This window comes from Nocardiopsis sp. FR4, assembly GCF_009830945.1.
Taxonomy (GTDB): Bacteria; Actinomycetota; Actinomycetes; order Streptosporangiales; family Streptosporangiaceae; genus Nocardiopsis.
On sequence record NZ_VWVV01000016.1, the window covers coordinates 128,765 to 135,710 of the forward strand.

Consider the following 6,946-nt stretch of genomic DNA (forward strand, 5'->3'; position numbering starts at 1 on the left):
GCAGACCGATCCGACCAGGAGGCAAGGTGACCACTGACCACTTCACACACGCGGTTCCCCCCGGGAACCGTCGCGGACGCCGCGGCGGCAGCCGCCGCACGTGCGCGGCACTGGCCCTGGGCACCGCCACGGCGGTGCTGCTGGCCGCCTGCGGCGGTGCCGGCGGCGGAGGCGGTGGCGGCGAGGAGGTCGACGCCGAGTTCAACGAGGGCGAGAGCTCGGTGGTCAACCCCTCCGACCAGACCGGAGGCACCCTCCGCTACGCCATCGCCTCCGACTTCGACTCGCCCGACCCCGGCAACACCTACTACGCGTTCAGCTGGAACTTCAGCCGCTACTACGCGCGCACCCTGCTGACCTACACCGGCGAGCCGGGGGAGGCGGGCACCGAGCTCCAGCCCGACCTGGCCGAGGCCCTGCCCGAGGCCAACGAGGACTCCACCGAGTGGACGGTACGGCTCAAGCGGGGCCTCAAGTACGAGGACGGGTCCGAGATCACCGCGCCCGACGTCAAGTACGCCATCGCGCGCAGCAACTTCGGCGACCAGGCGCTGCCCAACGGCCCCAAGTACTTCCGGGACCTGCTCGCCGACTCCGAGGACTACGAGGGCCCCTACGCCGACGGCGCGGACCCCCTGGAGGGCTTCGACGGGATCGAGACCCCCGACGACCACACCCTGGTCTTCCACCTGAACAAGAGCTTCGCCGAGTTCCCCTACGTGCTCATCCAGCCCCAGACCGCACCGGTCCCGCCCGAAGCCGACCGGGGCGTGCAGTACCAGAACCGGGTCGTCTCCTCCGGCCCCTACGAGTTCGACGGCGACTACCGGCCGGGCGTGTCCCTGAACCTGGTGCGCAACGACCAGTGGGACGCCTCCACCGACCCCACCCGGCCGGCCCTGCCCGACCGGATCGAGGTGCAGCTGGGCGTCGACCAGAACGAGATCGACCAGCGCCTGGTCAACGGTGAGCTGGACGTGGACCTGGGCGGGACCGGGGTGGGCCCGGCGATGAAGGGCACACTCATCACCGACGAGGCGGAGAGGGCCAGCGTCGACAACCCGCAGAGCAACACCCTGCGCTACGTCAACATCAACACCGTCCTGGAACCGCTGGACGACCTGGCCTGCCGCCAGGCCGTCATGTACGCCGCCGACCGCGACGCCCTCCAACGCGCCTGGGGCGGTGACACCGGCGGCGACATCGCCACCCAGATCATGCCCGCCGCACTGCCCGGCGCCGATCCGAGCATCGACCCCTACCCGTCCCAGGACAACAGGGGCGACCTCGACATGGCCCGGCAGAAGCTGGAGGAGTGCGGCCAGCCCGACGGGTTCTCCACCTCCATCGGCGTACGCGCCGACCGCCCCACCGAGGTGAGCACGGCCGAGGCGCTCCAGCAGGCCCTGGCCCGGGTGGGCATCCGGACGCAGATCAAGCAGTACCCCTCCGACACCTACACCAACACCCAGGCCGGTTCGCCCGACTTCGTGCACGAGAACGGGCTGGGCCTGACCGTGTACGGGTGGGCCCCGGACTGGGCCAGCGGCTACGGGTTCATGAGCAAGATCCTGGACGGCGACGCCATCCGGGACGCGGGCAACGCCAACATCTCCGAACTCGACGACGAGCAGATCAACGCGTGGTTCGACGAGGTGGTCACCCTGGAGGACCCGGACGAGCGCGCCGAGATCTACACGCGGATCGACCGGAGGGCCATGGAGCAGGCGGCGATCCTGCCCGCCGTGTTCGAGCGTACGGTGCTGTACCGGCCCGCCAACCTGACCAACGTCTACTACCACGTGGGTTACTCGATGTACGACTACATGCCCCTGGGCACCACCCGGGAGGAGTAGGGCCCCGCGGGGAAGAGGGCGACGGCGTCACCGAGGCGCGCAACCCGCTGCGGGACGGGCGGATGCTCGGCGAGGAGCGCCCGCACCGGCTGCTGTCGGAGTGCTCGGGCATCTCCGCCTCGGCTGTGGCGGACCGCCTCGCCCAGGTGGTGGACGACTGGCTGGACGGCGGCGAGCACGACGACGTCACCGTCCTCGCGGTCCAGGCCCCCGCGGCCGCTGGGAGGGCCGCCCACGGGGCCGTCGGAGACCTCCCCGGGAGAGCCGCCGGGGACACCGGCGGGCTCATCGAACGCGCGGCCGACGACTTCTTCGACGGGGTCCGGTCCCTGGACGACGGGGGCGCCCTCGACGTGGTCCGCGCGGCCCTGGGCCGGGGCGCGGACCACGAGGCGCTGCTACTGGACGTCATCGCCGCCTCCCAGGCCCGCGTGGGGATGATGTGGCAGGCCAACGAGTGGTCGGTGGCGCGCGAACACGCCGCCACCCATGTCAGCGAGCGGGCGATCGGCCTGGTCCTCGAACACGGCCTCGCGCGCGCCGAGAGCCCCGCGAGCCCGGGATCGGTGGTCGTGGCCTGTGTGGACGGGGAGTGGCACGGCCTGCCCGCGCGGCTGTTCGGCGACGTGCTGCGCCTGCGCGGCTGGCGGGTCACCTTCCTGGGGCGAGCGTCCCCGTCCGCCACCTGGTCCGCGCGCACGCCATGATCACCGCGGCCAACCGCACCGGCGTGCCCGTCATCGCGGGCGGGAGCGGGTTCGGCCCCGACGGCTCCCTTGACCGACCCCTGGCCGGCGGAGGAGGCGCGGGAACCGTCCCCGGAGTACGCGAGCCTGGTCCGGCGCCGCCGCGACCTGGTACGCCTGGGGACGCGGCGGTCGTGTGAGGCCTACGAGGCCCGCGGCCTGCGCCTTGAGGGCGCCGCGCTGGACCGCACGGTGGAAAACCTGGGGCACGTCATCGACTTCCTCCTGGCCGCACTGTACGTGGGGGAGTCCGCGGTCTTCACGCGGTTCGTGTCCTGGACCGGCGCGGTACTGCGCACCCGCGGGGTGCCCGTCGACAGCGTGGCCGCGGTGCTCGGCCTCTTCGAGGGCGAACTGTTCGACTACCCCGACACCCGCGCGGTGCTGCGCGCGGGCCGGGAGGCGCTCGGCCGCCGCTGAGCCTCCGGCCGTCGGGCTCTCCGCCACCGAGCCCGCCCGGCCCCTGTCCCCGCTGCGTGCGGGCACGCGCGTTCCGCGCCCGGGGGCGGGCGTAGAGTGGGGCCATGCCCGTTACACCGGTCCCGGGGCCGGAGCGGCCCCGGCGGGGCGGGGTACGCGCGGCCGAGCTCGTGGCCTCGCTGAGTCTGGCGACGGACCTCGGTATGAGGTTGCCCGTCGAACACGGGCTGCGCAGCACCCTGGTCGCCACGCGTCTGGGTGAGCGCCTGCGGATCGGCCACGAGACCGCCGTCCAGGTGTACTACGGCTGCCTGCTCTTCTACATCGGGTGCACGGTCGACTCCCAGACCAACGCCGAGCTCTTCGAGGACGGGGCGCTGGTCGAGCACTTCACCCCGGTCATGTTCGCGAGCCCGCCGCGTACCGTGGCGGGGCTGGCCGGGGCCCTGGCGGGTACGAGCGGACCGCCGCCGGCGCGGGCCTACCGGGTGGCGGTCAACCTGCCCAGGGCGGTGGCCGGGCACAGACGCCACCTCGCGGCGATGTGCGAGGTCGCCCGGATGATCGTCGAACGCGTCGGCCTGCCCGGATGCGTGCGCGAGCTGTTCGGCGATCTCACCGAACGCTGGGACGGCAGGGGCGATCCCGGGCGGCTGCGCGGCGACCGGGTCCCGCTGGCGGTACGCATCGTCCACGTGGCCCGCGACGCCGCGTTCCAGTGCCTGCTCGGCGGCGCGGAACACGCGGCGCGCACCGCGCGCGGACGCGGCGGGCACGCCTTCGACCCCGAGATCGCCGCGCTCCTGGCCGACCGCGCCGAGGAACTCCTGGCGCCTGACACCACGGAGAGCGCCTGGCACGAGGTCCTGGCCCGGGAGCCCGCGCCGGAACTGGTGCTGCGGGGCACGGAGATCGACCGGGCCCTGGCGGCGGCCGGGGACTTCGCCGACCTGCTCTCCCCGTACCTGACGGGCCACTCCTCCGGAACGGCCCGGCTGGCCGAGGCCGCCGCCCGCCGCCTCGGCCTGGCGGAGGAGGACGTGTCAACGGTGCGCCGCGCGGGGTTCGTCCACGATCTGGGCCGCGTCGCGGTCCCGCCCCGGATCTGGGGCAAGAGCGGCCCGTTGACGCCCGACGAGTGGGAACAGGTGCGGCTGCACACCTACCACGGGGAGCGGGTCCTGTGCCGCTCACCGTTCCTGGCCGCACTGGTCCCCGCCGCCGTCTCCCACCACGAGCGCCTGGACGGCACCGGCTACCACCGGGGGCTTCCGGCCCCCGCCCTGGGCCCGGCGGCCCGACTGCTCGCCGCGGCCGACGCCTACCACGCGATGACCGAGCCCCGCCCCCACAGGGAGGCCCTGTCCCCGGCTCGGGCCGCCGACGGCCTCGTCCGTCAGGCCCGCGACCGGCGGCTGGACCCCGGAAGCGTCACCGCCGTACTGGAGGCGGCCGGGCAGCGGGCCCCGGGGCTGCCCAGGCCCGCCGGGCTGACCGGGCGCGAGGCCGAGGTGGTCGCCCTGCTCGCCCGCGGCCTGCCGACCAAGCGGATCGGACGCGTCCTGGGTATCTCGGCGAAGACGGCCGACCACCACGTGCAGAACGCCTACGCCAAGATCGGCGTGTCCACGCGTGCGGCGGCCGCCCTGTTCGCCATGGAACACGGGCTCGTCGCCTGGGGTGAACTCCCCATGGCCCGGGAGCGGGGTCCCTCCTAGCGTGGGTCGTGTACCGCCCGGAACACCGACCGGGCGCCCACGCGGGGAGGCGGCCATGAAGCTCCAACGCGACGCCGACACGTCCACCGTGGCCGAGCGAGGCCGTGCGGCACCGGACGCCGGGACCGTCCGGACCACGTGGACCATGTGGTCCGCCTGGGCCGGAGTCCTGGGACCGGTCCTGTTCACGGCGGCCTACATGGCCCAGGAGGCCTACCGGGGCGCGGACTTCGACTCGGTCGCCCTGACGGTCAGCGCCCTGGAGGCGGGGCCGCTCGGCTGGATCCAGCAGGCCAACTTCGCGGTCTTCGGGCTGCTCACGATCGCCTTCGCCCTCGGGCTGCACCGCGGGCCACGTCCGGTCAGAGCCGGGTTCGCCGGTCCGGCGCTGGTCCTGCTGAGCGGCGTCGGACTCCTGCTCGCCGCGGCGCTGCCGTTGCGCGCCGACGCGGCGGGCAACGTCTACGACCCGGGCGGCCACCTGATCGCCGGGATGACGTTCTTCCTGGGCAGCGCGGTGGGGCTGCTCGCCCTGGCCCCGCGCCTGGCACGCGATCCCCGCTGGAACAACCTGGCGGCCTACAGCGCGGTGGCGGGCGCGGTCGCCCTCGCGGCCTTCGTCCTCCAGGTCGTGTTCGTCCTGCCGGAGGGCGCGCCGCTCCATGACTGGGCGGGTCTGGCACAGCGGCTCGTGCTGCTCCTGGTGCTGTTCCCGTGCCGGATCGCCCTGTCCGCGCGGCTGCTGCGGGTCGCGCGGGAGCGCTGACCGGGCGGGGCGCCGGGGACGACGGCCGTCCCCGGCACCCCGCGCCCCGGCCCGGACACCATTGCACACTGACACCGGCCGGAATAAGTGTGATCGACTGATCGCACTGGGTTACGGTGTTCACGTCGGGACGGCGTCCGTCGGGACGGCGTTCACCGTCCCCGCCGCCGGGCTCCGGAGCCTCCGCGCCGCGCGGAGGACGGCCGAGGACAGAAAGCGCACTCCTTGCTGACCTACATCCTGCGCCGCCTGGGCGCCGGGCTGCTCTTGCTGGCGGTGGTCACCATGGTCACCTTCGCCATCTTCTACGTGGTGCCCCGCTGGGCGGGGCGGACCACCGAGCAGCTGGCGACCATGTACGTGGGACGCGCCCCCACCCCGGAGGCGATCCAGGCCACCATCGACCGCCTGGGCCTGGACAAGCCCATCGTCGTGCAGTTCGGGGAGTTCGTCCGGGGGATCCTGCTGGGGGCCGAGTACCGGTTCGGCCGCGACACCGTCGAGTGCGCGGCGCCGTGCTTCGGCTACTCCTTCCAGACCTACCAGGAGGTCTTCCCCGAGATCGTGTCCCGCCTGCCGGTGACGGCCTCGCTGGCCGCGGGCGCGGGGGTGATCTGGCTGGTCGGCGGCATCCTGGTCGGCGTGGTCTCGGCGGTGTGGAAGGGCAGCCTGTTCGACCGGGTGGCGATGGCCGTGGCCCTGGCCGGGGTGTCCCTGCCGATCTTCTTCACCGGCCTGCTCGCCCTGGCCTTCCTCGTCCACGCCTGGGGGCTGTTCGGAACGCCCGGCTACGTCCCCCTGACCCGGGACCCGGCCGGGTGGGCGCAGGGACTGCTTCTGCCCTGGGTGACCCTGGCCTTCCTGCACGCGGCGATGTACGCGCGCCAGACCCGGGCGGGCATGCTGGAGACCCTGGGCGAGGACTACATCCGCACCGCCCGGGCCAAGGGGCTGAGCGAGCGCACCGTGGTGCTCAAGCACGCGCTGCGCCCCACGCTCACCCCCATCGTGACCATCTTCGGCCTGGACCTGGGGCTGGTGCTGGGCGGCGCGGTGCTGACCGAGCAGGTGTTCTCGCTCAACGGGATCGGCCGTTACGCGGTGAACGCCATCACACAGAGCGACCTGCCGGTCATCCTGGGCGTGACCCTGTTCGGGGCGTTCTTCATCGTCATCTGCAACCTCATCGTCGACCTGCTGTACCCGCTCATCGATCCGCGCGTGCGCATCCACGGATAACCGGTCGGTTCCGCCGCAACGCCGCACCGGTGAAGAAGGGGTTCCATGAGTCAGTCCGTATCGTCCGGCGTCCCGCCCGTCGTCCGCGTGGACGACCTGCGGGTGACGTTCCCGACCATGGACGGCGACGTCCACGCGGTGAACGGGTTGTCCTTCGAGGTGCCCGCGGGCGGTGCCCTGGGCATCGTGGGCGAGTCCGGC

At 73.3% G+C, this 6,946-nt stretch carries 6 protein-coding genes; all 6 read left to right on the top strand.

Annotated elements, in window-relative coordinates; genetic code table 11:
* Positions 1-26: 26 nt before the first annotated feature.
* Positions 27-1,856 (top strand): ABC transporter substrate-binding protein, encoded by a 1,830-nt coding sequence (locus FYW95_RS16735; protein ID WP_159944344.1) that lies wholly within the window; start codon positions 27-29, stop codon positions 1,854-1,856.
* 62 nt (positions 1,857-1,918) lie between these two features.
* Positions 1,919-2,563 carry a cobalamin B12-binding domain-containing protein gene (locus FYW95_RS28285; protein WP_236567964.1) on the top strand — a complete coding sequence of 215 codons (645 nt, stop codon included), beginning with the start codon at positions 1,919-1,921 and terminating at the stop codon, positions 2,561-2,563.
* Positions 2,564-2,632: 69 nt separating this feature from the next.
* Positions 2,633-3,022, top strand: a complete 390-nt coding sequence (locus FYW95_RS28290; RefSeq protein ID WP_236567963.1) for a hypothetical protein — start codon at positions 2,633-2,635, stop codon at positions 3,020-3,022.
* A 104-nt stretch (positions 3,023-3,126) separates the two neighbouring features.
* Entirely contained in the window at positions 3,127-4,740 is a 1,614-nt protein-coding gene (locus FYW95_RS16745; RefSeq protein ID WP_159944343.1) for an HD domain-containing phosphohydrolase, read from the top strand.
* Between the two features lie 55 nt (positions 4,741-4,795).
* On the top strand, positions 4,796-5,506 hold the full coding sequence (locus FYW95_RS16750) for a DUF998 domain-containing protein (protein ID WP_159944342.1): 711 nt from the start codon (positions 4,796-4,798) through the stop codon (positions 5,504-5,506).
* A gap of 225 nt (positions 5,507-5,731) precedes the next feature.
* The gene (locus tag FYW95_RS16755; RefSeq protein WP_159944341.1) at positions 5,732-6,745 is read left to right on the top strand and encodes an ABC transporter permease; all 1,014 of its coding nucleotides are present in this window, start codon (positions 5,732-5,734) and stop codon (positions 6,743-6,745) included.
* Positions 6,746-6,946 lie beyond the last annotated feature (201 nt).

What these genes read in the sequence shown, in the direction of transcription:
- FYW95_RS16750 (WP_159944342.1), top strand. Translation starts at nt 4,796, where the DNA reads ATGAAGCTCCAACGCGACGCCGACACGTCCACCGTGGCCGAGCGAGGC.
- FYW95_RS16745 (WP_159944343.1), top strand. Translation starts at nt 3,127, where the DNA reads ATGCCCGTTACACCGGTCCCGGGGCCGGAGCGGCCCCGGCGGGGCGGG.
- FYW95_RS28285 (WP_236567964.1), top strand. Translation starts at nt 1,919, where the DNA reads ATGCTCGGCGAGGAGCGCCCGCACCGGCTGCTGTCGGAGTGCTCGGGC.